The organism is Deinococcus wulumuqiensis R12 (assembly GCF_011067105.1).
Classification (GTDB): Bacteria; Deinococcota; Deinococci; order Deinococcales; family Deinococcaceae; genus Deinococcus; species Deinococcus wulumuqiensis.
This window is the reverse complement of sequence record NZ_CP049358.1, coordinates 15,820-40,284: the sequence shown is the minus strand read 5'-3', so window position 1 is coordinate 40,284 and position 24,465 is coordinate 15,820. Positions and strand designations below refer to the sequence as shown.

The window sequence follows — 24,465 nt, the reverse complement described above, 5'->3', positions numbered from 1 at the left end:
AATCGGAATCCGTATCACTCCACCCCGAAAGCCAGATACAGCCGCGCCAGCGTCGCCGGGTCAGTCAGCGATGCGCCCAGAGCGTCCTCGGCGCGTTTCAGACGGTAACGCAGGGTGTTGACGTGGATGTGCTGCGCCCCGGCCAGCGCCGTCAGCGGGCCGGTGTGGGTGAGGTAAAGACGCAGCGTCGTCTCGACTTTGCCCGCGTCCTGCAGCGTGGCGAGGCGGGCACGAAGCTGGGCGCGGAGCTGGGCGGCGGCTTCCGTTCGCAGCAGGGGCGTGAGGGGGTCGAGGTTCTGAAAGACCTGCACGCCGCTGCTCCCCACCGCGCCGAGGGCCTGCCGCGCTTCGTCCAGAGCGGCGGCCAGCCCTTCTCCCCGGTGCCGCTCGCTGACGCCCAGACGCACGCCGCCCACCGATTCCCGCAGCGCCGCGAACAGGCTGGCCCCCTCCTGCACGGGATGTTCAGACGGCCACCACCACAGCGCCCGCCCCTGCCACACCGTCGCCAAACCGTCCAGTCCGGTGGCGGTCAGGTAGCCTTCACCCACCTCGGTCAGCACGTCCAGCGCGTACGCCTGCGCCGCCTGAGCGCGGGTGCCTCGGCCTTCGCCCCTGCCAAGGTCAGCCAGTGCCACCGCAAAAGCCTCGTCACCCAGCGGCAATTCGCCCGACAACAATGCGCTCAGCGTGCGCTCGCCCACCCGTCGCCGCGCCGACCCTGCCGCCGCCGATTGCAGGCGCGAAAGCAGCGCGTAGTCTGCCGCCAGCGGCCCCAGCGCCGCCCACTCCGGCCCAGTCCAGAGGGTGAGCCGTCCCACATGCCGCCGCCCCTGCTGCAAGCGAAAGCTCTGGCCTATGCCTGTTTTTTCTCCAGCCTCAGCCACCACCGCGCCCCAACTCGCCCGAATTTCGGCCCCGCCCCCGGTACGCCTCGCCAGCACGTCCACCAGTTCACGCTCGGGCTGGGTTGCCGCAGCCGCACTGCGTAATTCGGTCAGGAGGTTGAGTAAGTCGGACGTGTCAGCGGTGCCGAACATTTATAGGATTCTACAAACCAGGCCGAAAAACTTGTCGGTTTCGCCAGGTGCAAGGCGGGCAAATGCCCCGTATCCTTTGAGGTCAAAGGTCAACACAGTGCGAATCGGGACAGGAAAGCGGGCGTTTCCTGACAGGAGTCTCATGGGGTATACGCAGACTGACAGGATGAAAAAACGAATGTTGCTGGCCTGCGCTCTGCTGTGGGCTGGGGCAAGTGCGAGTGCGCCGCGTGCCCTGACTCCTGCCCCCGAAACGGGCCGTTTTCTCATGACTTCCTTCAGTGGCGGTCAACCGCTCTGGGCCTGGTGCGACTCCCCCAGCCGCGTACTGGCATTGATTCAGTACGCCGTTCCGGCAACGACGAATCCTCAAACCACACCCGCAGAACTGCACGAATGGCCCAAAACAGCGGCAGGACTGGGGAAAATTCAGGTTTCCGAGGTACAAATCGGAGCACCTGACCCCGGCGCAGGCCATATTTACACGCCGCTTAAACTGACTTCCGGCCCACGCAAAGGCCAAAGCGGCTATTACCACACCAGCAACATCGAAAACACCAACGACCCCGCCTACCGCATGACCAAAACAGGCGAATTCAAGCTGGGGAACGACGTTTACAAGTGCCGCTACGCCAAAGACGCGACCTTCATCGGCGTAACGCAGAAGCGCACCGTCATCGTCTGGGAAACACCTTGCTCCGAACCTCTCTTTTGCAAGGTTACCTATGCCACCCGCAATTTTGACAATTCAAGAGGCGTTTTTTTGAAAAATGGTGACAAGGGCTATGCGTCTACTCGCATCCAAGCCAATCGCATTACTGATTTTCGGCGGCTCTATTCTTGGCAAACCTCAGACGGCTTTACCTATGACGTTGAATTGAGTACAAGAGGCGGAACAGTTAAGGTCAAGCGTGGCAGCACAACGCTGACTACCGAGCCGTTTCTCGCCTATTCCATCAGCCTTCCCAAGTAAGGAGTGTTCAACATGACCCGATCAGAATCCGCTCAGGCCAATCACGACCTCCTCGCCCAGCTCACCGAGAGCCGCTTGAACAACGGCCTTCAGCACTTCATCGGCGGGCAGTGGGTGGACGGGCAGGCGGGCAAGACGTTCGACACGCACTCGCCCGTAGACAACGACTTTCTGGTGAAGGTGGCCGAAGGGGACGCGGGCGACATTGACCGCGCCGCCAGGGCCGCCCATGACGCCTTCCAGACCTGGCGCGAGGTGAGCGGGGCCGAACGCCGCAAAATCCTGCACCGAATTGCCGACCTGATCGAAAAGCGCAGCCAGGAAATCGCCGTGCTGGAAAGCACCGACACGGGGCAGGCCATCCGTTTCATGAAGTCGGCGGCGGCGCGTGGGGCCGAGAACTTCCGCTTTTACGCTGACCGCGCCCCCGCTGCCCAGGACGGTCAGAGCCTGCCCGCGCCCGGCTTCATCAACTACTCCATTCGCCAGCCCATCGGCCCGGTCGGGGTGATTACGCCCTGGAACACGCCGTTTATGCTGTCCACCTGGAAAATTGCGCCCGCGCTGGCGGCAGGTTGCACGGTGGTGCACAAGCCCGCCGAGTGGTCGCCGGTGAGTGCCACCTTGCTGGCCGAAATTATGGACGAGGCGGGGCTACCTGGGGGCGTGCATAACCTCGTTCACGGCTTCGGCGAGAGCGCGGGCAAGAGCCTGACTGAGCACCCGCTCATCAAGGCCGTCGCCTTCGTGGGCGAGACGACCACCGGCAGCCACATCATGCGGCAGGGGGCCGACACCCTCAAGCGCGTTCACTTCGAGCTGGGCGGCAAAAACCCGGTGGTCGTGTTCGACGACGCCGACCTTGAAAAAGCGCTTGATGCCGTCGTATTCATGATTTACAGCCTGAACGGGGAACGCTGCACCAGCTCCAGCCGCGTGCTGATTCAGGAGGGCATCTACGACGAATTTACCCGCAAAATTGCCGAGCGCGCCGCCAATATTCGCGTGGGCGACCCGCTCGACCCCGAAACGGAAATCGGGCCGCTGGTTCACCCGCGCCACTTCGAGAAGGTGATGTCCTACTTCGACAAGGCCAGGGAGGAAGGCGCGACGATTGCCGAGGGCGGCGTGCGCGTGGGCGAAAGCGGCAACTTCGTGCGCCCCACGCTGTTTACCGGGGCACGCAACGACATGCGGATTGCCCAGGAAGAAATCTTCGGCCCGGTGCTGACCGCCATTCCCTTTACCGACGAAGCCGACGCGCTGGCCCTCGCCAACGACGTGAAGTACGGTCTGGCGGGCTACCTGTGGACGAACGATGTGACCCGCGCCCACCGGTTCGCGCACGGCCTGGAAGCGGGCATGATCTGGGTCAATTCCGAGAACGTCCGCCACCTGCCCACGCCCTTTGGCGGCGTGAAAAACAGCGGCATCGGGCGCGACGGCGGCGACTACAGTTTCGAGTTCTATATGGAAACCAAGAACATCGCCATTTCGCTGGGGACGCACAAGACGGCGCGGCTGGGCGTCGGTCAGGCTCCGGCAGTGGGCCAGAAGGAGGCGGGAGAATGAGCGAGATTTCTGCTGTCTGGGAGCGCATCGAGGCGTGGTACGAGGCGCAGGGAGCTTCACATCTGCTGAACCCTGGTGCGTCTGCCGAAGCGATTGCTCAGGCTGAAAAGCAACTGGGCCTGACCTTTCCGGCGGAGTTGACAGAGTCACTGATGCGGCATGATGGCTCAGCGGGGATGAGCTGGCCGGGCGGCGACCTGCTTTCACTGGAAGGCATCGCCCGTGAGCGCAGCGTGTGGATGGAGTTGCTGGAGAGTGACATTTTCAGCGGAAATGCCGACCACAACGAAACATCTACCCTCATCCAGTCCGGCTGGTGGAACCCCGGCTGGATTCCCCTCCATGCTGATGGCGGCGGCAACGGCATGGTTGTCGACATGGCTCCGGCACAGGCGGGCACGGCAGGTCAGGTGCTGTTCATGGATCACGAGGTCGGCCCCAATGAGCCGGAGTACGACTCGCTGAGTGCGTATCTGACAGCGGTCGCCGAAGGGTTGGAAGCTGAGAAATTCGTCATCTACGAGGATGCTGTCGTTTCGGTTGATGATTTGGACGAAGAAATGGAGGATTCGCTGTGACCCCCCACCGTGTACTCATCACAGGGGCCGCGGGCGAGGTCGGCTCGGCGCTGCGTTCGCTCCTACGGGAGCATCTGCAAGGGCAATTTCCTATCCTGCGTCTGACGGACAACCGCGACCTGGGCGAGGCGCAGGCAGGCGAAGAAATTGCGTATGCCGACCTGACCGACTTCGGCGCCGTGTTGAAGGTCATGGAAGGCGTGGACGCGGTGATTCATCTGGGCGGCATCGCCGACGAGGACAGCTACGAGAACATCCGCACGGTGAACATGGACGGCACCTATCACGTGCTGGAGGCCGCGCGGCAGGCGGGGGTGCGGCGGGTGGCGTTCGCGTCCAGCATTCACACCGTCGGCTTTTACCCGCGCAGCGAGACCATCTCCCCTACCGTGCCTGTGCGCCCGGACACCTACTACGGCGTGAGCAAGGTCTTTGGCGAAGCGCTGGGCCGCATGTACTGGGAGCGGTACGGCCTGGAATTCGTGGGCGTGCGGATTTGTTCGTTCCAGCCGCGCCCGAAAGACCGCCGCCACCTCTCCACCTGGCTCTCGCCGCGTGACGCCTCGCAACTGTTTGCCCGCGCCGTGACCGCGCCCGACGTGGGCTTTCTGGTCGTGGCGGGCATCAGTGGCAACACCCGCCGCTGGATGTCGCCCGAAGGCTGGGACGTGCTGGGCTACGTGCCGCAGGACAACGCCGAAAGCTTTGCTGCCGAGGTGGAACACATTCACGGCGACGAGTCGGAGATCACCGAGCAGCGGCAGGGCGGGATTTTTGTGGATTCGGGGTATGTGGGGCGGGCGGGGCGGTGATAACCCCCCTCCCCCTCGCTACGCGAGGCCCCTCCCCCGCAAGGGGGGAGGTGTCAGGCAAGCGCTTCAGCAATTCGCTCCAGCACGCCTTCCAGGTTTTCCCTGACCTCGTTGTTCCAGAAACGCAGAACCGTGAAGCCGCGTGCCCGCAGTTCGGCATCTCTGGCCGCGTCGTACTCGCTGCCCGCGTGTTGACTGCCGTCCAGTTCAATCACCAGTTTTTTCTCCAGGCAGACGAAATCGGCAAAGTAGAAGCCCAGCGCCTGCTGTTTGCGAAAGGCGTACCCCAACCCATTCGCACGCAGCCGACTCCACAAAAGTCGCTCTTCATACGGATTCCGCTTAATTCCTGCACAGTCGGGAAAGCGCCGCCTGTGCATCCATATCGCGGAATCCGTATTTTTTCCTACTCGCATCCGCTCGGATTGAATCTGAAACGACCAGATTCAATCGGAATCCGTATCAGGCGTCATGTTTCGCCGCAATTCCCGCGCCCGTCGGTTCTGTTCCTCGCGCGAAAAACGTTCCATGTCAACAGCTTAAAACTCCTCCCCCCTTGCGGGGGAGGCTGGGAGGGGGGTGGACAGCAACGCTGGCCCCATTTCCCCAAGGAGGAAATATGACCACCACCGCACGTCCGTCCATCCCCCCCATGCACCAGGACGGCACCGGAGCCGTCACGGGCGCGCAGTTTCTGGAGCGCCTGCGCCAGAATCCGCCGACGCTTTACATTGACGGGCAGCGGGTAGAAGACCCCACCACCCACCCCGCCACCGCCAACATGTGCCGCTCGCTGGCGGGCCTGTACGACCTGCAATTTCAGGAAGACCTGAAAGACACGCTGACCTACGAGGAAGGCGGCAAACGCTATGCCCGCTCCTTCATGATTCCGCGTACTAAGGACGACCTGCGGCTGATTGCCGAGTCGCACCGCATCCGGGCGAATTACGGGCTGGGCTTTCTGGGGCGTGCGCCGGACTATATGAATGCCAACGTGATGGCGGCGGGCGTGGGCGCGGAGTATTTCAACGCGTGCAGCGCGGCGATTCCCGGCGACCCCAAGCGCGACTTCGCCGCCAATATGCGCCGCTATTACGAGTTCATCCGCGACAACGACCTGTGCCTGACACACGCGCTGACCAACCCGCAGGTCAACCGTGCCAAGCTGGCCTCCGAACTGCCCGCCCCGTACATCGCGCTGGGCATCGTGGAGGAAACGGAGGAAGGCGTGATTGTGCGCGGCGCCCGCATGATGGCGACCCTGCCGATTGCCGACGAGATTCTGATTTTCCCCAGTACCGTGCTCAGGGAAAACGCCGACAAGAGCCGCTACGCGATGGGCTTCGGCATCCCGACCAACACACCGGGCCTGAGCTTCCAGTGCCGCGAACCGATTGACGTGGGCCGCGACCCCGAAGACCATCCGCTGAGCAGCCGCTTTGACGAACAGGACGCCTTCGTGATTTTCGACGACGTGCTGGTGCCCTGGGAGCGCATTTTCCTGCTATACGACGTGGAACTGGCGAACAAGGCCTATGCCGGAACCGACGCCGTGCTGCACATGGCCTATCAGGTGGTCAACCTCAAGATTGCCAAGACCGAAGCCTTCCTGGGCACCGCGCAGAGCATCGTCAACGCGATTGGCAGCGGACAGTTCCAGCACGTGCAGAGCAAGATGGCCGAAATCATCATCATGCTGGAAATCATGAAGGCGTTGGAAGTCGCCGCCCGCGAGCAGGCCGAGCCGAACGAGTACGGCGTGATGACGCCCGCCCGCGCTCCGCTGGACGCCGCCCGCAACTATTACCCCGCCAACCACGCCCGCCTGCCCGAACTGCTGCAACTGCTGGGTGCCTCGGGCATCATCATGATGCCGAGCAAGGCCGACCGCGAGGGGCCGCTGGGGCCGCAAATCGCCAAGTACCTGCAAACCGGCAACGCCAGCGCCGAGGACCGCCTGAGGCTCTTCCGCCTCGCCTGGGACATGAGCATGAGCAGTTTCGCCGGACGCCAGGAACTGTACGAACGCTTCTTCTTCGGCGACCCGGTGCGGATGCACTCGGCGCTGTACGAGGTGTACGACAGCAGCGAAGCGGTGGCGCGGATTCAGGAATTTTTGAACCGTAGATAGTTGATGGTCGATGGTTGATGGGAACGGCTTTTCCACCGACCATTTCGTCAATCAAAATTGGAAATTTGATGGTTGGAGGCGCATTTCTCCATCAACCATCACCTATCGACCATCAACACTTTGCCGGAGGCAACCATGAAACCCGACATCATCCGTATCGCCCAGGCGATCTTCACTGTCTCAGACCTGAACGCCAGCCGCGAGTTCTACGTCGACCTGCTGGGCATGAACGTTTTGCACGAGGAAAACGGCGCCCTGTACCTGCGCGGCGTGGAAGACCGCGAGTGGACGCTCAAGCTGGAGCAGTGCGGCGAAGGCGAAACGCCCCGCGTGCGGCACCTGGGCTACCGCGTGCGCGACGAGCAGGCCCTGGACGGGCTGCTGGCGCTGGCCAACGAGCAGAAACTCCCGCACCGCTGGGAGGAGGAACTTGACCGCCCCAGGATGCTGCGCCTGCAAGACCCCTTCGGCATTCCGGTGGCCTTTTACCACGACGTGAAAACGCACCCCTGGCTTTTGCAGAATTATCACCAGCACCGGGGGCCGGGCCTCCAAAGGGTAGACCACTGCAACGTGCGCGTGCCCGACGTGAAGGCGACACTGGACTGGTACTGCGCCGAACTCGGCTTCCGCGTCAGCGAGTACACCGTGGACGAGCAAGACGCGTACTGGGCCGCCTGGATTCAGCGGCGGGGAGGCGTGCACGACTTCGCGCTCACCAACGGCGCTGGCCCCTGCCTGCACCACTGGGCCTACTGGATGCCCGACGCCATGAGCATCATCAAGACCTGCGACATCCTGGCCGGAGCGCGGATGCCCGAGCGCATCGAGCGCGGCCCCGGGCGACACGGCGTGTCCAACGCCTTTTTCCTGTATGTCCGCGACCCGGACGGGCACCGCATCGAGCTGTATACCTCCGACTACATCACCGTCGACCCCGACTTCGAGCCGATTCGGTGGATGCGTGACGACCCCCGCCGCCAGACGCTGTGGGGCGCAAAAACGCCGCGTTCGTGGTTTGAAGAAGCCAGCCCGATGGAAGCCTTCGGCGGCGGCGTTCAGCCCGCCAGGGAAGGCCTGCTCACCGGGATTCCGGTGCATGTGATCTGATGCAGGCGCCATGCTGATTACCCGACAACACCACCCTGACAATCTGGAAACGCCCGCCCAAGCGCTACTCGAACCGCTGACGCCCACGCATTATGTCCGCAGCCATTTCGCGGTGCCTTTGCTGGACGCCGCTGCCTTCCGGCTGAAGGTGGCGGGATCGGTCACCTCTCCCCTGTCGCTGTCATTCGCCGAACTCCGCGCCCTGCCGGCCACGACCCGCACCCTCACGCTGGAATGCGCGGGCAACGGGCGCGTCTACCTGACGCCCAGCGCGAGCGGCGTGCAGTGGGAAATCGGCGCGGTGGGCACGGCGCAGTGGACAGGGGTAGCGCTGCGAACGCTGTTGGAACGGGCCGGAGTGGGCGACAACGCCTGCGAGGTCGTGCTGGTCGGCGCCGACGAGGGCCAGATGGACGACCCGGTCAAGTCGCCCGGCTGTATCCACTACTCACGCAGCCTGCCACTGAGCAGGGCGCTGGGCGACGTGCTGCTCGCCTACGAGATGAACGGCGAGGCGCTCACCCCCGCCCACGGCGCGCCGCTGCGGGCCATCGTGCCCGGCTGGTACGGCATGGCGGCGGTAAAATGGCTGACCGAAATCCGGGTCGTCGACCACGCCTACCAGGGGTACTTTCAGACGGTGGATTATGCCCGCTGGGAAAAGCAGGACGACCTGCCGCCGGTGCGGGTGCCGCTCTCGGAGATGCGGGTCAAATCGCAGATTCTCACGCCCGCGCCGCACACCTGCGTCCAGGCCGGCGACCACCTCGAACTCTGCGGCGCGGCCTGGACCGGCGGCGAACGCACCGTTCAGCAGATCGAAGTCAGCACCGACGGCGGCCACAGCTGGCAGGACGCCGAGTGGCAGCAAGACGCCGCGCCCGGCCTGTGGCGACACTGGCGCCTGAGCTGGACGCCGCAGCAGCCCGGCGAGGTCAAGTTGCTCAGCCGGGCCACCGATTCGGCCGGGCAAGTTCAACCCGCCGCGCACGACCCACACCGGGGCAGCTACGAAATTCACCACACTGTCGCTGTGCCCATCACTGTCAAAGCGAAGTAATACGGATTCCGCTTAATTCCTGCACAGTCGGGAAAGCGCCGCCTGTGCATCCATATCGCGGAATCCGTATTTTTTCCTACTCGCATCCGCTCTGCTGCGCAGCTTTGCAAGTCGGATTGAATCTGAAACGACCAGATTCAATCGGAATCCGTATAAGGAGCAACCATGAAAACCGCCAATTTTATCGCCGGGGGCCGCACCCTCAAGGGCGAACTGAGAACCGACGGCCTGCTCTACGACGCCGCTGGCGACGCCCATCACCCCGACGACGTGCAGTTCCTGCTGCCGCTGAGGCCCGGCAAGGTGATTGCGCTGGCGCTGAACTACGCCGACCATGTGGCCGAACTGGGTTTCAAGGCGCCCGAGGAGCCGGTGATGTTCCTCAAGCCGAACACCAGCCTGCTGCCGCACCGGGGCACCGTCATTTACCCGCGTGGCGCCAAATTCATGCACTACGAGGTCGAACTCGGCGTCATCATCGGGCGCGATGCCCGGCGCGTGAAGGCGAAGGACGCCGAGGATTACGTGGGCGGCTACACCATCGCCAACGACCTGGTGGTGCGCGACTACGTCTCCAACTACTACCGCCCCCCCATGCGGGCCAAGGGGTGGGACACCTTCGGGCCGCTGGGACCGTACCTGGTGAGCGCCGACGAGGTGCCCGACCCCTACACTCTGGGGCTGCGCGCCTACGTCAACGGCGAACTGCGGCAGGAGGGCAGCACGCGGGACATGATTCTCAAGGCCCCCGAACTGATCGAGTTCATGAGCCGGTTCATGACGCTGGAAGCGGGCGACGTGATTCTGACCGGCACGCCCAAAGGCGTCTCGCACGTGCATCCCGGCGACGTGATGCGCCTGGAAATCGACGGCCTGGGCGCCCTGGAAAACCCGGTGGCGCTGGAAGATGAGAGTGCCGAGCCTCTGATTGCGGATGAGGGGGAGCGCAAGTAGCCGGGAGCGGAGAGCAGAGGGCGAAAAGTTTGAACTGTCGCCCTTTCCTCTCCCCCTGGCGCCCTGTGCACCGTTTATGCCCCATCTCACCCTCGAATACACCGACAACCTCACCGAGCCGCGCATCCCCGAGTTGCTGCGAAAGCTCAACGGCGTGCTGCTCGCCCGGCCCGACATTTTTCCGGTCGGCGGTATCCGGGCGCGGGCCTACCGCCTGAGCGAGTACGCGCTGGCCGACAGCAGCGAACCGTCCGACGCCTTCGTGCACCTGCGGCTGCAAATCGGCGCGGGCCGCAGCGAAGAGGTCAAAAAGGAAGCCGGGGACGCTCTCTTTGCCGTCCTCACCGACCATTTTGCCGAGGAGTTCGCCCGGCGCGGATTGATGCTCTCGGCGGAAATCGGCGAGTTTTCGGAGGCTGGCACGTGGAAAAAGAACAACATTCACGCGCGGTACCGGAAGTGACTGGAGCCATCGCCGCCGTCATGATTCATGTGGCCGACCCTGCCGAGGCGCTGAACTGGTACGAACAGGCGTTTGCGGGCGCCGCTCGCCGCCTGCTGCCGGGCAGCGATTTCGAGTACCTCGACTACGGCGGCGTCATGCTGGAACTCGTGCCCGCCGATGCCAAGGTCGCGTCGGGCGCGGCGGGCAGCGTGGTCTACTGGCAGGTGCCGGAGTTCGCCGCCGCTCTGGCCCGTTTTCAGTCGCTGGGCGCCGAACTCTACCGGGGGCCGCTGGATATCGAAGACGGACAGCGCATGGCTCAGGTGCGCGACCCCTGGGGCAACCTCATCGGTTTGCGGGGGCCACACACGGCATAGCGCTGTAGCCTTTTTCTTCTCAGCGCATCCGAAGGTCGGCTTACTGCTCGCCCTGCTCGCGCCGTTGCTCCACGTGCTCGTCCACCTGGGCCGCCATTCCCTCCGGCAACTGCTCGGTGTCCACCGTCTGCACCGGCGTCTCGGAAGGCGGGGGGACCGATTTGCCCTGGCGCAGCATCTCCTCCACCTGCTGACGGGTGCGCTGCATGGAACTATGAGCAAAGCGGCGTTGCAGCGAGCGCCCGAACAGGCGAAAGCCGAGGCGGTAAAAGGGATTGCTGATATGCCCGGTCTTGGACACCGCGTGAATCCGCATCAGCACGCGCCCGGTGTTGAGTTGCTTGTGGATGGTGAATTCGATCTGGCCCTGCTCGAAGTGGCCTTCCAGCGTGTGGTAGTTGTAACCCCAGACCGCTTCCGGGGTGCCATCGGGCGCGGTGCGCTGCTCGTTGATGACCTGGCCCACCCGCACGCCGAACCAGAAGGTAAAGACAAGGAAGCGCCCGCGCAGCACCATCACGCGGTCTTCGAGCGGGGTGTCGGGCATAAAGATGCCGGTGATGAGTTCGGGCGGCGGGAAACTGTAGTTGCGCAGCACCTGCTGGGCGGCCTCGAAGGACCCGCCCGCCACCGGCGCGCCGGGCGCCTCGGCGGGCAGCTCCTGCTCGTAGTCGTCGAGGTGCCAGCCGGTTTCGGTCGTGTACTCGTTCGTCCGGGTGAGGTCGAAGCTGGCCTTGGCCTTGGCATACGCTTCCAACCGGGCTTTCTGGACCTCGTAGAGCGGGGGCTGCTGGCGGCTCATTCGGCCTCCGCTTTCACCTCGTGCGGCATTTCCTCTTTTGCCAGGGTGCGCACCTGAATGTCACCGAGCTGCTGGCCGCCGCTTTTTTCGACCACGCGCTGGCAAAACGACACCCAGGTCTTTTCCTGCATCTTCTTGCCGACCCCCAGCGTGTCGTAGGTAAAGGCCACCAACCCGTCACGCGAGGCGGCGAGCGAGCGAATCTCGAAGTGCCAGGCGTCGGCGAAGTATTCGTGCGGCGTCAGGGAAAAGCAGATGGTCCCGGCCTCGGGGTGGCCCTTGAGGGTCTCGAAGGTGAAGGAATGGTCGTCCACGTCGGTCACCCGCACGTCGCCGTTCCAGGGACCGAGAATGCGGATGCAGAACTGGTCGCCGACGCGCAGTTCGCGCTCCTCGCCCACCGTCTTTTCAAAGTTGGCGAGCAGGCCGGGCGAGTAGTGCTCGATCTTGAGCTTGATGTCGCGCATCAGCTCCGGCGCGGGCAGGGTCGGGTTCTGAAATTCCACCCAGTAGCGGCGCTCCAGCAGATTGTTGGCCCCGCTGCTCGCGGTCTGCTTGTCCTTGTGTTCCTCGGGCCTGACGCTTTCTCCGGTCATGCCGACAGTGTGCGCCGCAGGTCGCCCGGCTGTGTTGACCAGGAACCTGCGGCACGGTTAATGAAGGCGCCCAGTAATACGGATTCCGCTTCATTCCTGCACAGTCGGGAAAGCGCCGCCTGTGCATCCATATCGCGGAATCCGTATTTTTTCCTACTCGCATCCGCTCTGCTGCGCAGCTTTGCAAGTCGGATTGAATCTGAAACGACCAGATTCAATCGGAATCCGTATAAAAGGTGCTGGTAAAGGAACTTCAGCCCCGTTCCTGGCGGCTCCAACCGCTCAGGATTTTCTCCATCGTCAGCGGGTAATCGCGCACGCGCACGCCGGTCGCGTTGTAGACCGCGTTCGCCACCGCCGCGCCCACGCCGCAGATGCCGAGTTCGCCGATGCCCTTGGCCTTGACCGGCGAGGACTTGTCGTCGAGTTCGTCGAGAAAGATCACGTCGAGGTCGGGAATGTCGGCGTGAACCGGCACGTGGTACTCGGCGAGGTCATGGTTGACGAACAGCCCGCGCCCGGTGTCCACCTTCAGCTCCTCCATCAGCGCGGCGCCGATGCCCATCGTCATGCCGCCGAGGCACTGGCTGCGGGCGGTGACGGGGTTGAGGATGCGTCCGGCGGCGGCCACGCTCAGCAGCCGGCGCACCCGCGTTTCGCCGGTCACCACGTCCACTGCCACCTCGGCGAAGTGCGCCCCGAAGCTCGCCTGCACGTAGCGCTCGGTGAGGTCGCCGAAACTCGCTTCCCCGGTGGCACTCAGGCCGCCCTTGCCCGCCAGGCCCCTGAGCGCCGCCCGTTTGCCGCCCTGGCCGTCGCGCACGTACCCTTCTTCAAAGACCGCCGTGTTCGGGTCGAAGCCGAGTTTCTTGGCAATCGCGGTCCGCAGGTCGCGGCAGGCGTAATAGACGCCGCTGGAGGAACTGTTGGCGCCAAAGGACCCACCCGACCCGGCGGCGCGGGGAAAGTCGGTGTCGCCCAGCCGGACCGTGACCTGTTCGAGCGTCAGCCCCAGCATCTCGGCGGCCACCTGCCCCAGAATGGTGTAGCTGCCGGTGCCGATGTCGGTCATCTGCGTTTCCACCGTCAGGGTGCCGTCCTGCTCGAGCCGTACGCGGGCGCCGGATTTCTGCACCAGGTTGCCGCGGAAGGCCGAGGCGACGCCCAGGCCGACCAGCCAGTCGCCCTCGCGGCGCTCGCCGGGCCTGCGGCGCTCCTTCCAGCCGAACCGCTCGGCGCCCACCGTCAGGGCCTCGACCAGGCGGCGCGAGGAGTAGGGGCGGCCCGGGCCTTTCTCCGGGTCGTACTGCACGTCGTTGAGGATGCGCAGCTCCACCGGGTCCATGTCCAGCGCCTCGGCGAGTTCGTCCACCGCGCATTCCAGGGCGAGCATGCCCGCCCCCTCGCCGGGCGCGCGCATGGAGGCGCCGGGGGGCAGCCCGAGTTCGGCCAGCCGGGTGCGAATCAGGCGGTGTTCGCCCGCGTAGAGCAGCTTGGTCTGGTCGGCGGCGGTCTCGGCGTCCCCGCCGGGCAGGTTGCCGGAAAAGGAGTCGTGCCCCACGGCGACGAGGCGGCCCGACTTCTCGGCCCCGAGCCGCAGGCGCTGCACGGTGGCGGGGCGGTGGCTGGTGTGATTGAAAATCTGGTGCCGGGTCAGCATCACCTTGACCGGGCGCCCGAGTTGCCGCGCCGCCGCCGCCGCGAGCACCGCGTCGGCGTAGAACAGCAGCTTGGAGCCGAAGCCCCCGCCCACGTAGGCGCTGACGATGCGGATGTCCTTTTGCGGCACCTGCAGGGTCTTGGCTAGACCCCGGTGGACCCAGTGCAGAATCTGGTGCGAGGTGTAGAGCGTGAGCCGGTCGCCTTCCCAGTGGGCGAGGCTGGAATGCGGCTCCATCGGCGCCTGCGACTGGTCGGGGGTGGTGTAGGTCACGTCTACCCGAACCGGCGCCGAGCCGAAGGCCCGGTCAAAGTCGCCCACCACGCTGTCTTCGGAGTCGCTGGTCGGTTCGGCCTGCCCGAGCTGCGCGGCGAGGTCGTAGGCTCCGTCCAGGCGGCGGTAACGCACCCGGATGAGGCGGGCGGCGGCGCGGGCCTGCTCGAAGGTGTCGGCCACCACCAGGGCAATCGCCTGGTCGTGGTGGTGGATGGCGGTTCCGGCGAGCTGCGGCGTGGCGTCGTCCTGCTGGGGAGCGACGCCGGGGTTCTCGCCCTGGGCGGGCATGTTTTTGTGGGTCAGGACGAGCTGCACGCCGGGCGCAGCCTCGGCCTCGGCGGTGTCGATGTCGAGCAGGCTGCCGTGCGCGATGTCGGAGCCGAGGACGAACCCGTAGGCGGCGTCCCGCAGCGCGGCGTCGCGGTACTCGTAGGCGTAGGTGGCCTGCCCGGTGACCTTGAGCGGCCCTTCCTTGCGGGGGTGGGGCCGGGTCAGCACCCGTTCCTGGTCGAGCGGGGTGGGTCCGGCGGGTTCGGTGAATTTCATTTCTCGCCTCCAGACGGGGCAGCGGGCAGGTCGGGAACCTCGGGCGCCGGGTGCGGCGCGGCCAGCCGGTGCGCGGGCAACTCCTCGCCCAGCGCCTCAGCGAGCAGGCGACGGGCGAGCACGAGCTTGAAGGCGTTCTGCTCGGTGGGGCGGGCACCTTCGAAGAGTTTATCGAACACGGCGTCGGCGCCCTGGGCCAGCACCTCCTCGGCGGCTTCCATCCGCCAGGGCCGCGGCGCCACGCCCCCGAAGGCGAAGCGCACCCAGCGGCTGCCCCCGCGCCCGCCCCTCACGGTGGCGAGCGACACGGCAGCGAAGGCGTAGGACGAGCGGTCGCGCACCTTGCGGTAGCGGTGCTCGGTGCCGGTCGGGGGCGGGAGCCGCACGGCGGTCACGAGTTCGCCGGGTTCGAGCGCGTTCTCCAGGTGCGGGGTGTCGCCCGGCAGCCGGTAGAAGTCGTCGAGCGCGAGGCGGCGCGTCTCTCCCCCCGCGTTCCTCGTTTCCACCTCGGCACCGAGCACCCGCAGCGCCACCGCCATGTCCGACGGGTGCTGGGCGATGCAGTGCTCGCTCACGCCGACCACCGCGAGGTCGCGGTTGACGCCGCCTGGGGACAGGGCGCCGCAGCCGGTCCCCGGTTCGCGCTTGTTGCAGGGCAGGGCGCGGTCGTAGAAGTAGTGGCAGCGGGTGCGCTGAAGGAGGTTGCCCGCCGTCGTCGCCCGGTTGCGAATCTGGGTGGACGCCCCGGCGAGGAGGGCGCGGCTGAGCACCTCGTACTCCTCGCGCACGCGGGGGTCGGCAGCGAGCGCGGTGTTGCGGACCAGGGCGCCGATGCGCAGGCCGCCGTCCTGCGTGGGCTCGATGGTGTCCAGCCCGGCGTGGTTGAGGTCGAGAAGCTGCGCCGGCGCCTCGATTTCCAGCTTCATCAGGTCGAGCAGGTTGGTGCCGCCCGCGATGTATTTGCCGTTCTCCGCGAGTTGCGCGGGGGCCGCATCTGCCGAGTCGGCCCGCTCGTAGGTAAACGCTTTCATTTTCCCCCCTGCTCTTGAGCCTGGCCCTGCTCGTACACGTCGCGCACCGCCGCCACGATGTTCACGTAGGCGGCGCAGCGGCAGAGATTCCCGCTCAGGCGCTCGCGCACCTCGGCGTCGGAAAACTCGACGTGGCCGAGGTCGGCGGTGACGTGGCTGGGAATGCCGCGCCCGATTTCCCCCAGGACCGACACCGCCGACATGATCTGCCCGCAGGTGCAGTAGCCGCACTGGTAGCCGTCGTGGGCGACGAAAGCGGCCTGCATGGGATGGAGGTGTTCGGGGGTGCCGAGGCCCTCGATGGTCGTCACCTCGTCGCCGCTGTGCATCACCGCCAGCGACAGACAACTGTTGAGGCGTTCGCCGTTCACAAGCACCGTGCAGGCGCCGCATTGCCCGTGGTCGCAGCCTTTTTTCGTGCCGGTCAGGCCCAGGTGTTCACGCAGCGCGTCGAGCAGCGAGGTGCGCGGGTCGAGGGTGAGGGTGCGCCGCTCGCCGTTGATGGTCAGGGTCACGGGGAGCGCCGGGGACAGGGTGGGGGTCATGGGGTACCTCGGGAAAGGAGAGGAGGAAGAGCGAGAGAGCCGCAGGATACTCTTGCCGGTCTTCCCGCTGGGCCGCGCCCGGTGCCTGAGCGCGGGCCTGGCAGACGCCCGAACGAGCAGGTGCCCGGCCGAGCAGGTGCCCAACCGGGCAAATGACAGTGCAGGCACGGATGCAAGTGACAGTGCAGGTACAGATGACAGTGCAGGCACAGATGATAGTGCAGGCGGAGGCCGCCCGCTCCCCCGGCCACACGACATATCCTGGGTGGCAAACCCCTATTTTCACTCGGTCCAGGCGGCCGGAAGGAAGGTCAGCATGAAGATTCCCGTCCAATTCACGGTCAATGGGGAGCAGCACACCCTCGACCTCGACCCCCGCGCCTCGGTGCTCGACACGTTGCGCGACCGCCTCGGCGTGACCTCGGTGAAAAAGGGGTGCGACCACGGGCAGTGCGGCGCCTGCACGGTGCTCGCAGGTGGCCGGCGCGTGCTGGCGTGCCTGTGCCTGGCCGCGTCCTACGACGGCGCCGACATCGTGACCAGCGAGGGGCTGGGCAGCGTGGGCAACCTTCACCCCATGCAGCAGGCATTTCTGGACCACGACGGCTTTCAGTGCGGCTACTGCACGCCGGGGCAAATCTGCTCGGCGGTGGGGGCCTTGCAGGAACTCGCCGAGGGAATGCCCAGCCACGTCACGCCCGACGTGCGGGAAGCGCCCGAATTCACCGACGCCGAACTCCGCGAGCGTCTGAGCGGCAACCTCTGCCGCTGCGGGGCCTACGTGAACATCGTCGCTGCGGTCCGTGAGGCCGGGCAGGCGGAGCAGGCGCAAGTGGTGCGCCCCCTTCCCGTCGCCAGCGGGGTGAACGTATGAAGCCTTTCGACTTTCAGCGGGCGAACACGGTGCCCGAGGCCCTCGACCTGCTCGGGCCGGGCGGGGCGTTCCTGGCGGGCGGCACCAACCTGGTGGACCACCTGCGGGCAGGCATCCGCGAGGTGTCGGGGCTGGTGGACGTGTCGCGCCTCGACCTCACCGACATCACCGAGACGGCGGGCGGCGGCCTGCGCGTCGGCGCCCTGGTCAGCAACAGCGACATGGCCGCGCATCCCCTCATCCGGCAGCGGTACCCGGTGCTCGCCGAAGCGATTCTGGCCGGGGCGTCGGGACAGATCCGCAACATGGCGACCACCGGCGGCAACCTGCTGCAACGCACCCGCTGCGTGTACTTCTACGACCCGGCCACCCCGTGCAACAAGCGTGAACCGGGGAGCGGCTGCTCGGCCATCCACGGCTTCGGCAAATACAACGCCCTGTTCGGCGCGTCCGAGCACTGCGTGACCGTCCACCCGTCGGACATGTGCGTGGCGCTGGCGGTGCTGGACGCCGTGGTGGTCGCGCAGAGCCGGGAGGGCGAGCGCCGCATTCCCTTCGCCGACTTTCACCGCCTGCCGGGCGACACCCCGCAGCTCGACACCACCCTGCGGCCCGGTGAACTGATTACGGCGGTGGAGCTGCCCGCCGTGCCCGTCGCCGCGCACTCCACCTACCGCAAGGCCCGCGAACGCGCCTCCTACGCCTTCGCGCTCGTGTCGGTGGCGGCGGCGCTGCACCTCGAAGGCGGCGTGGTCCGCGAGGTCCGGCTCGCCTGCGGCGGGGTGGCGCACAAGCCCTGGCGGGCGGCGGTGGCCGAAGCCGAGCTGACCGGACGCCCGGCCACCGCCGAGCACTTCCGCGCCGCCATCGAAGCCGAGCTGGGCAGTGCCCGGAGCGGCCCGGAAAACGCCTTCAAGGTGCCGATGCTGCGGAACATGGTGGTGTCGGTGCTGGAAGAACTGCGCGACGGCGGGACTCCGCAGCGCCGCGCCGAACAGGGAGGAGCCGCATGAGCCCAGGAGAGATCAGCCCAGCAGACATCAGCCCAGCAGACATGAGCGCAGCAGAGAAGAAAGGCAGCGTGGGCCAGGACCGGGTCCGCATCGACGGCCCGCTGAAAGTGACCGGCACCGCGCCCTACGCCTTCGAGCAACCGGCACAGAACCCGGCGTACCTGTTTCCGCTCACCTCCACCATCGCCAAGGGCAAAATCCGCTCTATCGACGACTCGGCGGCCCGCGCCCTGCCCGGCGTCTTGGAAGTGCTGACGCACGAGAACGCCCCCAACCTGCTCGCCAAGACCGACACCGAGCTGTATATCCTGCAAAACCGCGACGTGCACTATTTCGGCGAGTACATCGGCGCGGTGATCGCCGAGACGCAGGAAATCGCCCGCCACGCCGCCGGTCTGGTGCGGGTGGAGTACGACGCCGAGGAGGAGGACACCCGCTTCCGGGCTGGGCACCCCGAGCGCTACAACCCGGTGAAAATCAACACCGGCGTGCCCGCCGACAGCAAACAGGGCGACGTGGACAGGGGGCTGGCCGAGGCCGCGCTGGTCGTGGACGAGGTGTACACCACGCCCTACGAGCACCACAACCCGATGGAAATGCACTCGGTGATTGCTGAGTGGGACAAAGAAAAGCTCGACGGTGTGCTGGGCGTGCTGGGCGAGCGGCCCCACCTGCGGATTCACGACGCCTCGCAGGGCGTGTCGTACGCGCGGCTGATGCTGCTGCCGCTGCTCGGGCTGCTGCCGCAGCAGGTGGAAATCAATTCGCCCTACGTGGGCGGGGCGTTCGGGTCCAAGGGCATTCCCCACGCGCAGGTGATGCTGACCATTCTGGCGGCCAAGCTGCTGCCGGGGCGCCCGGTCAAGTACATGCTGACCCGCCAGCAGATGTTCCGCTCGGTGGGCCACCGCCTGACCACCCATCAGCGCTTCCGGCTCGGCGCTGCGGAGGACGGCACGCTGACCACCATCACCCACGACGTGCAGCAGAGCACCAGCCGCCTCAAGCAGTTCGCCGAGCAGACCGTCAACTCGACCCGGCACCTCTACGCCGCGCCCCACCGCGAGACGAGCACCCGCATGGTGCCGCTCGACATCGGCCCGGCCACCTTCATGCGGGCGCCCGGCGAGTTTCCCGGCATGTTCGCGCAGGAAACCGCGATGGACGAGCTGGCGGTGAAACTGGGCCTGGACCCCATCGAGCTGCGGCTGCGCAACCAGCCCGAGACCGACCCGGAAAGCGGCAAGCCCCATTCCAGCCATTACCTGAAAGAGTGCCTACAGGAAGGGGCGCGGCTGTTCGGCTGGGAGAAGCGCCACGCGCAGCCCCGCGCCCGGCAGGAAGGCGAGTGGCTTTACGGCATGGGCGTGGCGAGTGCCACCTACCCCAAGCAGATGACCCCGCCCACCAAGGCCAGCGTGGCGTTTAAAGGCGGCAAATACCACGTCGGGATCGCTGCCGCCGACATGGGGACCGGCGCCTGGACGATCCTGAGCCAGATTGCCGCCGACGCCCTGCAGGTGCCCGAGGAGCAGGTCGTGCTGCAGATCGGCCACACCGACCTGCCGCTGGCGTACCTGGCGGGCGGCTCGACCGGCACCTACAACTGGGGCAGCGCGGTGATGGTGGCCGCCGTCAATTTCCGCAGCCGGTACGGACAGACCCCGGCAGAAGGCGACGAGGCCGAGGGCGGCGCCCACTTTCCCGACGAGGCCAAGAAGTACGCGCTCGACGCTTACGGCGCCCACTTTGCCGAAGTGAAGGTCAGCCGTGTGACGGGCGAAGTGCGCGTGACCCGCATGCTCGGCGTGTACGACGGGGGCCGCATCATCAACCCGCGCACCGCCAACTCGCAGTTCATCGGCGGGATGACGATGGGCATCAGCGCCGCGCTGCACGAGGAAAGTTACCTCGACTCGCGCCCTGGCTACGGGCACGTGGTCAACAGCGACTTCGCCGGCTACCACATCGCCGCCAACGCCGACGCGCCGCAGGTGGAGGCCCGCTGGATCGAGCACCCCGACCCGATGTTCGGCCCGACCGGCGCCAAGGGCATCGGTGAAATCGGCATCGTGGGGGTGCCCGCCGCCATCGGCAACGCGATCTACAACGCGACCGGCAAGCGGCTGCGCGGGCTCCCCTTCACGCCCGACAAGCTGGTGGAGTGATACGGAGCTGAACTCTTCTTCAGAGATGTCGGAAAAGCGCCGCCATCTCTTCCACGCCGCTCAGCTCCGTATTTTCTTTGACTCATACGGTTTCAAATTGAGTCCCGGACATGTCTGGGACTCAATTTTGCGCGGAGCGCATGGAAAAAATACGGATTCCGCGATATGGATGCACAGGCGGCGCTTTCCCGACTGTGCAGGAATTAAGCGGAATCCGTATCAGAGCGCCGCCGCGATCGCCCGCCCCGCGACCCGGCCGCCGAAGAGGCAGCCGCCCAGGAAGGTGCCTTCGAGCGCCCGGTAGCCGTGGTAGCCGCCGCCGCCGAAGCCCGCGACTTCGCCCGCCGCGTACAGGCCGGGGATGGGCTGGCCGCCCGCGCCGACGACGCGCCCCTGAAGGTCGGTTTCCAGGCCACCCAGCGACTTGCGGGTCAGAACGCTCAGCCTCACGGCGATCAGCGGGCCGTCTGCCGGGTCGAGGATGGGGGCGGGTTTCGCCACGCGAATCAGCTTCTCGCTCAGGATGGCCCTGGCCCCGCGCACGATGGCGAGCTGGGCGTCTTTGCCCGCCACGTTCTGCACTTGCAGGTCGCGGTCTTTGACCTCGCGTTCCACCGTTTCGTAGTCCACAAGGTTGTTGCTGGTCAGCTCGTTCATGCCGCACACAAGGTCGCGCAGGTTGTCGCGCACCACGAAGTCGGCCCCCTGGTCCATAAAGGCCTGCACCGCCGGCGACACGTTCTTGCCGACGCGCCCGGCCAGCAGCTTCAGGTCGCGGTTGGTCAGGTCCAGGTTCTGTTCGCTGCCTGACAGCCCGAATTCGCGTTTGATGATGGCGCGGTTGAGCAGGAACCAAGTGTAGGGGTAACGGTGGGTGGTGATGTGTTTGAGGGTGTCGTAGGTGCTGGCCCCCGGAATGTGCGGAAAGGGCAGCCGCTTACCGCTGGGCCCCAGCCACAGGCTGCTGGGGCCGGGCAGGATGCGGATGGCGTGCCGGGGCCACACCGGGTCCCAGTTGCGCACGCCCTCGGTGTAGTGCCACATGCGGTCGGGGTTGATGAGCCGCGCCCCCTGCGCCGCCACCTGCTGCTGGAGAAGGCCGTCCACATGCCTGGGCACCCCGGAAAGCAGGACGTCCGGCGCCGGGCCGAGGCGCTCCTGCGGCCAGAAACGCCGCACCAGTTCGTGATTGCCGCCGATGCCGCCCGACGTGACCAGCACCGCCTGAGCCGTCAGGTCGAAGTCGCCCACCACCACGCGCGAGCTGTTTTCGCCCCGGCCCACGTCCGAGGGTTCGAGCACGTCGCCCTGTACGCCGCGCACTGCGCCACCGGTGATGTTCAGGCGGCGCACCCGACAGCGAAATCTGAACTCGACCCGCCCCGCCCGCTCATGCTCGCGGACCCGCCGCACGAAGGGGTCGAGGACGCCGGGGCCAGTGCCCCAGGTGATGTGAAAACGCGGCACGCTGTTGCCCGGCAGCCCTGCGCCCGCGCCGCCGCGCTCGGCCCAGCCCACGCCGGGGAACCAGCGCATGCCCTGACGGTGCAGCCACTCGCGCTTCTCGCCAGCGGCGAATTCCAGGTAGGCTTCGGCCCACTTTCTCGGCCAGTGGTCCTCGGGGCGGTCGAACCCCGCCGCCGTTTCCCAGTCACGCCGGGCCAGTTCCAGCGAGTCGCGGATGCCCAGACGCCGCTGCTCGGGACTGTCCACGAAAAACAGGCCCCCGAACGACCAGTGTGCCTGTCCGCCCAGGTTCTGTGCGCCTTCCTGGTCGAGGACCAGCACCCTCTTTCCCGCGTCGGCCAGTTCTGCGGCGGCCACCAGCCCGGCCAGCCCCGCTCCCACCACGATCACGTCCGCTTGCGCTGCGCGCGTTTTCATAGCCTCCCTCCTGAAGTGCTGCCGGGTCCGCAGCCGTTCGCCGCATGTCGCGCTGCGGTGAGTCATGCCCCCCAGCACCCTGTTCCTCGTGCTGCTCATCGTTTTTACGGCCTCGGTCGCCGAAAGATATCAGGGGCTGTCGTCAGGCGCCTCGGCAGCGGGGCCAGAGGGGTCGCCGTCGAGTGGACCCGCAGGGCCGCTCGCGGAGGGGTTGCGGTGCTTTTCCGAACATGTGGAATGTCAAGCTCAACGCAGGGAGATGAGAAGGAAGTATAGTTGAGCAATGAAGGCGCTGATTCCCCTGGACCATCTGAGTGAAGACGAACTGCTGCGCCGTCAACGTGGTGCCCGCACCGCCGACGAGCGAGACCGCTGGTTCGCCATTCGGACGCTGACCCAGCAACCTCACACCTCACGCATCCTCCTGACCCAGCAACTTGGACGTGCCCGAAGTTGGCTGACACGTGTGATCAAGCTGTACAACGAGCAGGGTCCCGAAGCCATTGAGGACCGCCGCAAAGGGCGAGCCGGTCAGCCCCCGATCCTGAATGCCGCTCAGCGAGCAGCCCTCGATGAACGCCTCCAGTCCCCGCCAGAGGATGGCGGCGAGTGGACCGCCCGCAAGGTCGCCGCCTGGATGGAAGGGCAAACAGGGCGACGGGTCGACCCGACCACGGCGCGGCTGTATCTCCACCGGCTCGGGTATAGCCGCCAGAAGGGGCAGCCCGTTTACCCCCAGGCCGCCAGTCGGGAAGGGCCGCAGGGACAGCAGAAAAAGTCCGGGCGCTGGGTCAAGAGCAGCCACAGCCGGACCCGGACCAACGAGTCGGATCCTGGTGCCAGGACCAAGCGCGGCGCGGCACGAAAAACATCCTCGGCCAAGGCTGGCTGAACCCTGGGACGCCGCCGATGGTCACTGTGCCTGACTCATGAGCGAGGCCGCTCTCGTTTCTCGGACCACCGACTTCCAGTGGCTCCCCGAAGCCCATCGTCCAAACTTTATTTCAGTTCTGTATCAAGTGCAGTGGACCTGTTGGGGGCGCAGTGCTTCTCCGGGGATGTCGGACAGGCGCCGCCATCTCCCTCGCTCCACTCCATCCCGCGTCTTCTTTTGCCTCATCTATTGTTCAAAACGGTATCAGCCGTTCAAATTCCAGGCGTAGAACCCCAGCACCAGCACCTCAGCCAGCACGATGAGCAGGCCGTAGATGTCCCCGCTCAGGCCGCCGCCCAGTCGCCGGGCCGCCCAGGCTGCGGCCAGCGTCACGCCGAGCAGGGCGACGAGGGCCGCTATCCAGGCGTGCGGCAGCAGCAGCGCGGGCAGCGCGAACACGAAGGCCAGCCCCCAGCGCCCCTGCCGCGACTGGGCGCCGAGCGATTCCTGCCGGGCGGCGGGGTAGGCGTTCATGGGCATCAGCACGACCATGCGGGCGACCACGGCGGCCACCAGCGGCGCGTACCAGGGCAGGCCCGCCCCCAGCAGGCTCCAGAGCAGCAGCAGCGCCAGCACGCCCGTCGCCAGCCCGAAGGCGCCCACATGCACGTCTTTGAGGATGTCGAGCCGCTGCGCCGGGCTTTTCATGGCGAACAGGGCGTCGGCGCTGTCCACCAGCCCGTCGAAGTGGAGCATCCCGGTGAGCAGCAGCCACACCCCGACCCCAAGCGCCGCGACCACGCCGGGCGGCAGCGGTAGACCCAGGAACAGCAGCCCTGCCACCAGCCCGCCCACCACGTAGCCCGCCAGGGGATAGTAGGCACTCGCCCGCGCAAAATCGCCCGGCTGAACGTCGCGCACATGCGGCAGCGGCAGCGTGGTCAGGAACGCCAGCGCGAGGTGCAAGGCCTTGAATTCCTGTTTGCGCTTCCAGCCGTGTGGGTGCGTCTGGGCTGGCGAGGCAGACGCGGGCAGGACCGTCACCACCGGAGCGGCGCCCGGCTGAAGCACCTGCGCGGGGGGCGCCCGGCGCTCGGGGGGAAACTGGGGGGGCCAGGGCGTCGGCTTCTGAGGGGATGAGGGG

General features: G+C 66.3%; 23 protein-coding genes. 14 read left to right on the top strand and 9 right to left on the bottom strand.

Annotated elements, in window-relative coordinates; genetic code table 11:
- Positions 1-14 precede the first annotated feature (14 nt).
- Positions 15-1,040 carry a PucR family transcriptional regulator gene (locus tag G6R31_RS14050; protein WP_017869511.1) on the bottom strand — a complete coding sequence of 342 codons (1,026 nt, stop codon included), beginning with the start codon at positions 1,038-1,040 and terminating at the stop codon, positions 15-17.
- A 166-nt stretch (positions 1,041-1,206) separates the two neighbouring features.
- On the opposite strand from G6R31_RS14050, the gene G6R31_RS14045 reads away from it, so the two are divergent.
- From G6R31_RS14045 to G6R31_RS14030, 4 genes are read left to right on the top strand one after another with little or no spacing between them, the layout of a single operon-like run.
- Positions 1,207-2,013 (top strand): hypothetical protein, encoded by an 807-nt coding sequence (locus G6R31_RS14045; RefSeq protein WP_161617838.1) that lies wholly within the window; start codon positions 1,207-1,209, stop codon positions 2,011-2,013.
- A gap of 12 nt (positions 2,014-2,025) precedes the next feature.
- Complete coding sequence (gene hpaE / locus G6R31_RS14040; RefSeq protein WP_017869510.1) at positions 2,026-3,585, top strand: 5-carboxymethyl-2-hydroxymuconate semialdehyde dehydrogenase; 1,560 nt, start codon at positions 2,026-2,028, stop codon at positions 3,583-3,585.
- Positions 3,582-4,163, top strand: a complete 582-nt coding sequence (locus G6R31_RS14035; RefSeq protein WP_017869509.1) for an SMI1/KNR4 family protein — start codon at positions 3,582-3,584, stop codon at positions 4,161-4,163. The genes hpaE and G6R31_RS14035 overlap by 4 nt, the downstream gene beginning before the upstream one ends.
- Positions 4,160-4,975, top strand: coding sequence for an NAD-dependent epimerase/dehydratase family protein (locus G6R31_RS14030; RefSeq protein WP_025567803.1), 816 nt, complete (start codon positions 4,160-4,162; stop codon positions 4,973-4,975). The genes G6R31_RS14035 and G6R31_RS14030 overlap by 4 nt, the downstream gene beginning before the upstream one ends.
- A gap of 53 nt (positions 4,976-5,028) precedes the next feature.
- Here G6R31_RS14030 and G6R31_RS14025 read toward each other — a convergent pair whose 3' ends face one another.
- Complete coding sequence (locus G6R31_RS14025; RefSeq protein WP_225983519.1) at positions 5,029-5,391, bottom strand: endonuclease domain-containing protein; 363 nt, start codon at positions 5,389-5,391, stop codon at positions 5,029-5,031.
- Between the two features lie 203 nt (positions 5,392-5,594).
- Here G6R31_RS14025 and hpaB point away from each other — a divergent pair, with 203 nt between their 5' ends.
- The 6 genes from hpaB to G6R31_RS13995 all read left to right on the top strand — a co-directional run bounded on the left by hpaB (position 5,595) and on the right by G6R31_RS13995 (position 11,052).
- Positions 5,595-7,106: a 4-hydroxyphenylacetate 3-monooxygenase, oxygenase component gene (gene hpaB / locus G6R31_RS14020; RefSeq protein WP_017869506.1), complete on the top strand. Its 1,512-nt coding sequence runs from the start codon at positions 5,595-5,597 to the stop codon at positions 7,104-7,106.
- 135 nt (positions 7,107-7,241) lie between these two features.
- Positions 7,242-8,216 carry a 3,4-dihydroxyphenylacetate 2,3-dioxygenase gene (gene hpaD / locus G6R31_RS14015; protein WP_017869505.1) on the top strand — a complete coding sequence of 325 codons (975 nt, stop codon included), beginning with the start codon at positions 7,242-7,244 and terminating at the stop codon, positions 8,214-8,216.
- A 10-nt stretch (positions 8,217-8,226) separates the two neighbouring features.
- Complete coding sequence (locus G6R31_RS14010) at positions 8,227-9,276, top strand: sulfite oxidase (protein ID WP_017869504.1); 1,050 nt, start codon at positions 8,227-8,229, stop codon at positions 9,274-9,276.
- Between the two features lie 165 nt (positions 9,277-9,441).
- Positions 9,442-10,230, top strand: coding sequence for a fumarylacetoacetate hydrolase family protein (locus G6R31_RS14005; RefSeq protein WP_017869503.1), 789 nt, complete (start codon positions 9,442-9,444; stop codon positions 10,228-10,230).
- A 76-nt stretch (positions 10,231-10,306) separates the two neighbouring features.
- Positions 10,307-10,693 (top strand): 5-carboxymethyl-2-hydroxymuconate Delta-isomerase, encoded by a 387-nt coding sequence (locus tag G6R31_RS14000; protein ID WP_017869502.1) that lies wholly within the window; start codon positions 10,307-10,309, stop codon positions 10,691-10,693.
- Between the two features lie 20 nt (positions 10,694-10,713).
- The gene (locus G6R31_RS13995; protein WP_017869501.1) at positions 10,714-11,052 is read left to right on the top strand and encodes a VOC family protein; all 339 of its coding nucleotides are present in this window, start codon (positions 10,714-10,716) and stop codon (positions 11,050-11,052) included.
- Positions 11,053-11,092: 40 nt separating this feature from the next.
- Here the strand turns inward: G6R31_RS13995 and G6R31_RS13990 are convergent, their stop codons facing one another.
- The 5 genes from G6R31_RS13990 to G6R31_RS13970 all read right to left on the bottom strand — a co-directional run bounded on the left by G6R31_RS13990 (position 11,093) and on the right by G6R31_RS13970 (position 16,508).
- On the bottom strand, positions 11,093-11,854 hold the full coding sequence (locus G6R31_RS13990) for a DUF1990 domain-containing protein (RefSeq protein WP_017869500.1): 762 nt from the start codon (positions 11,852-11,854) through the stop codon (positions 11,093-11,095).
- Positions 11,851-12,450 carry a DUF1990 family protein gene (locus G6R31_RS13985; RefSeq protein ID WP_017869499.1) on the bottom strand — a complete coding sequence of 200 codons (600 nt, stop codon included), beginning with the start codon at positions 12,448-12,450 and terminating at the stop codon, positions 11,851-11,853. The genes G6R31_RS13990 and G6R31_RS13985 overlap by 4 nt, the downstream gene beginning before the upstream one ends.
- Positions 12,451-12,703: 253 nt before the next feature.
- Positions 12,704-14,932: a xanthine dehydrogenase family protein molybdopterin-binding subunit gene (locus tag G6R31_RS13980; protein WP_017869498.1), complete on the bottom strand. Its 2,229-nt coding sequence runs from the start codon at positions 14,930-14,932 to the stop codon at positions 12,704-12,706.
- Positions 14,929-15,963 (bottom strand): FAD binding domain-containing protein, encoded by a 1,035-nt coding sequence (locus tag G6R31_RS13975; protein WP_017869497.1) that lies wholly within the window; start codon positions 15,961-15,963, stop codon positions 14,929-14,931. The genes G6R31_RS13980 and G6R31_RS13975 overlap by 4 nt, the downstream gene beginning before the upstream one ends.
- Positions 15,960-16,508, bottom strand: a complete 549-nt coding sequence (locus tag G6R31_RS13970) for a 2Fe-2S iron-sulfur cluster-binding protein (protein WP_017869496.1) — start codon at positions 16,506-16,508, stop codon at positions 15,960-15,962. The genes G6R31_RS13975 and G6R31_RS13970 overlap by 4 nt, the downstream gene beginning before the upstream one ends.
- A 316-nt stretch (positions 16,509-16,824) precedes the next feature.
- On the opposite strand from G6R31_RS13970, the gene G6R31_RS13965 reads away from it, so the two are divergent.
- From G6R31_RS13965 to G6R31_RS13955, 3 genes are read left to right on the top strand one after another with little or no spacing between them, the layout of a single operon-like run.
- The gene (locus tag G6R31_RS13965; protein WP_017869495.1) at positions 16,825-17,382 is read left to right on the top strand and encodes an aldehyde dehydrogenase iron-sulfur subunit; all 558 of its coding nucleotides are present in this window, start codon (positions 16,825-16,827) and stop codon (positions 17,380-17,382) included.
- Positions 17,379-18,395, top strand: a complete 1,017-nt coding sequence (locus tag G6R31_RS13960) for an FAD binding domain-containing protein (RefSeq protein ID WP_017869494.1) — start codon at positions 17,379-17,381, stop codon at positions 18,393-18,395. Before G6R31_RS13965 ends, G6R31_RS13960 begins: the two co-directional genes overlap by 4 nt.
- Positions 18,396-18,436: 41 nt before the next feature.
- Positions 18,437-20,563: a xanthine dehydrogenase family protein molybdopterin-binding subunit gene (locus tag G6R31_RS13955; RefSeq protein WP_017869493.1), complete on the top strand. Its 2,127-nt coding sequence runs from the start codon at positions 18,437-18,439 to the stop codon at positions 20,561-20,563.
- Between the two features lie 219 nt (positions 20,564-20,782).
- Here the strand turns inward: G6R31_RS13955 and G6R31_RS13950 are convergent, their stop codons facing one another.
- On the bottom strand, positions 20,783-22,447 hold the full coding sequence (locus tag G6R31_RS13950) for an FAD-binding dehydrogenase (RefSeq protein ID WP_017869492.1): 1,665 nt from the start codon (positions 22,445-22,447) through the stop codon (positions 20,783-20,785).
- Between the two features lie 283 nt (positions 22,448-22,730).
- Between G6R31_RS13950 and G6R31_RS13945 the strand changes: the two genes are divergently transcribed.
- Positions 22,731-23,339: a helix-turn-helix domain-containing protein gene (locus G6R31_RS13945; RefSeq protein WP_017869491.1), complete on the top strand. Its 609-nt coding sequence runs from the start codon at positions 22,731-22,733 to the stop codon at positions 23,337-23,339.
- A gap of 246 nt (positions 23,340-23,585) precedes the next feature.
- Here G6R31_RS13945 and G6R31_RS13940 read toward each other — a convergent pair whose 3' ends face one another.
- On the bottom strand, positions 23,586-24,392 hold the full coding sequence (locus G6R31_RS13940; RefSeq protein ID WP_017869490.1) for an adenosylcobinamide-GDP ribazoletransferase: 807 nt from the start codon (positions 24,390-24,392) through the stop codon (positions 23,586-23,588).
- Positions 24,393-24,465: the final 73 nt, after the last annotated feature.

Excerpts from the sequence above, each read along its gene's own strand:
- G6R31_RS13965 (WP_017869495.1), top strand. The coding sequence starts at position 16,825 with ATGAAGATTCCCGTCCAATTCACGGTCAATGGGGAGCAGCACACCCTC.
- G6R31_RS13980 (WP_017869498.1), bottom strand. The coding sequence starts at position 14,932 with ATGAAATTCACCGAACCCGCCGGACCCACCCCGCTCGACCAGGAACGG.
- G6R31_RS13990 (WP_017869500.1), bottom strand. The coding sequence starts at position 11,854 with ATGAGCCGCCAGCAGCCCCCGCTCTACGAGGTCCAGAAAGCCCGGTTG.
- G6R31_RS13950 (WP_017869492.1), bottom strand. The coding sequence starts at position 22,447 with ATGAAAACGCGCGCAGCGCAAGCGGACGTGATCGTGGTGGGAGCGGGG.
- G6R31_RS13960 (WP_017869494.1), top strand. The coding sequence starts at position 17,379 with ATGAAGCCTTTCGACTTTCAGCGGGCGAACACGGTGCCCGAGGCCCTC.
- G6R31_RS14050 (WP_017869511.1), bottom strand. The coding sequence starts at position 1,040 with ATGTTCGGCACCGCTGACACGTCCGACTTACTCAACCTCCTGACCGAA.
- hpaE (WP_017869510.1), top strand. The coding sequence starts at position 2,026 with ATGACCCGATCAGAATCCGCTCAGGCCAATCACGACCTCCTCGCCCAG.
- G6R31_RS14010 (WP_017869504.1), top strand. The coding sequence starts at position 8,227 with ATGCTGATTACCCGACAACACCACCCTGACAATCTGGAAACGCCCGCC.
- G6R31_RS14005 (WP_017869503.1), top strand. The coding sequence starts at position 9,442 with ATGAAAACCGCCAATTTTATCGCCGGGGGCCGCACCCTCAAGGGCGAA.
- G6R31_RS13995 (WP_017869501.1), top strand. The coding sequence starts at position 10,714 with ATGATTCATGTGGCCGACCCTGCCGAGGCGCTGAACTGGTACGAACAG.
- hpaD (WP_017869505.1), top strand. The coding sequence starts at position 7,242 with ATGAAACCCGACATCATCCGTATCGCCCAGGCGATCTTCACTGTCTCA.
- G6R31_RS13955 (WP_017869493.1), top strand. The coding sequence starts at position 18,437 with ATGAGCGCAGCAGAGAAGAAAGGCAGCGTGGGCCAGGACCGGGTCCGC.
- G6R31_RS13975 (WP_017869497.1), bottom strand. The coding sequence starts at position 15,963 with ATGAAAGCGTTTACCTACGAGCGGGCCGACTCGGCAGATGCGGCCCCC.
- G6R31_RS14000 (WP_017869502.1), top strand. The coding sequence starts at position 10,307 with ATGCCCCATCTCACCCTCGAATACACCGACAACCTCACCGAGCCGCGC.
- G6R31_RS14025 (WP_225983519.1), bottom strand. The coding sequence starts at position 5,391 with ATGCGAGTAGGAAAAAATACGGATTCCGCGATATGGATGCACAGGCGG.
- hpaB (WP_017869506.1), top strand. The coding sequence starts at position 5,595 with ATGACCACCACCGCACGTCCGTCCATCCCCCCCATGCACCAGGACGGC.
- G6R31_RS13985 (WP_017869499.1), bottom strand. The coding sequence starts at position 12,450 with ATGACCGGAGAAAGCGTCAGGCCCGAGGAACACAAGGACAAGCAGACC.
- G6R31_RS14035 (WP_017869509.1), top strand. The coding sequence starts at position 3,582 with ATGAGCGAGATTTCTGCTGTCTGGGAGCGCATCGAGGCGTGGTACGAG.
- G6R31_RS13945 (WP_017869491.1), top strand. The coding sequence starts at position 22,731 with ATGAAGGCGCTGATTCCCCTGGACCATCTGAGTGAAGACGAACTGCTG.
- G6R31_RS13970 (WP_017869496.1), bottom strand. The coding sequence starts at position 16,508 with ATGACCCCCACCCTGTCCCCGGCGCTCCCCGTGACCCTGACCATCAAC.
- G6R31_RS14045 (WP_161617838.1), top strand. The coding sequence starts at position 1,207 with ATGAAAAAACGAATGTTGCTGGCCTGCGCTCTGCTGTGGGCTGGGGCA.